The 939-nt window shown below is 66.3% G+C and carries 1 pseudogene; it reads right to left on the bottom strand.

From position 1 onward, the window contains the following. Positions 1-305, bottom strand: a pseudogene (locus tag G3N92_RS34255) (M23 family peptidase); the annotation flags it as partial. Positions 306-939 lie beyond the last annotated feature (634 nt).

Raw genomic sequence — 939 nt, 5'->3', positions numbered from 1 at the left:
AACCGGCCGGGCGGCGTGCCGCGCGCGGCCACCGCCGCTTCGAGCTGGTCGGCCACGAAACGCTGCGGGCTCGGGAACGGCGTGGCCGCGAACACATGCTGCGGCGTGCCGGCCGCGCGCTGTGCGGTGGGCGAGACGGGTTGCGAGATCGCGGGGACGGTGACGGCCAGGCTGACGGCGGCAAGGGCGCTCACGGCGCCGGCGGCGGGCATCATGCGCGCGAACGTGCGCGCCAGGGCAGGCCGATGCGCGGCGGGCGCGTCGGCAACGGCGGAAACATCGGAAATCGGGCTCAACGGCTCCACATCCTCAAAAAGCGGGTTCGGGGCAACAAGGGGTGTGGGAAAGGGCTGGCTGCGCGACAGGCGCGCGACGCGGCGCGGCCGGCAGCACTTTGGCGATCGACGCATGGCCGGTGGAGGCGGCCGGTTACGTTCCGTTCGGCCCAACGACGCGGGGTGAGCCGCTCCGAACGAAGATCCATCGATGAAGGGAACGAGCCCCGCGGTGAGAATCGACGCTCAGAACATGACAGCGGGAAGTCACGCGTGTTCCGTCAAATTTCAAAATTAATATGGGGTTAGATGAAAATGAGCGAAAGATGCATGCTTTTTTGAGAAATCTCTCATTGGCCGGGAGGCCGATAGTTTATCAATACGATTGAGAATGATTTGCGTTTGCATTAAATTCTAGGCTTCCCCGGTTTGCGAGCCGGCTATCGGATCGTCGGCCCGAGCGTTGTGCGGGCGGGCGGTTCTTCCCGAGCAGAGGAGCGCATCGTCATGTTCGACACGATGGATTCGAGGGCGGCGCCCGGGCCGCGGCCGCCGGCCGCGGCGGCCGCGGCGGTGCGGAGATCGGAAGGGCGTCGGGTAGGGAAAGAGGGGTGGTGGCGGGGTAGAGCGCGGGGGCGGCGGGACGGTTACAAGAGGATAGAGA

The sequence above is a fragment of the Burkholderia sp. Ac-20379 genome (assembly GCF_017104645.1).
Taxonomy (GTDB): domain Bacteria; phylum Pseudomonadota; class Gammaproteobacteria; order Burkholderiales; family Burkholderiaceae; genus Burkholderia.
Note: the sequence above shows the minus strand (reverse complement) of the source record. Positions and strands in the feature narration are given on the sequence as shown.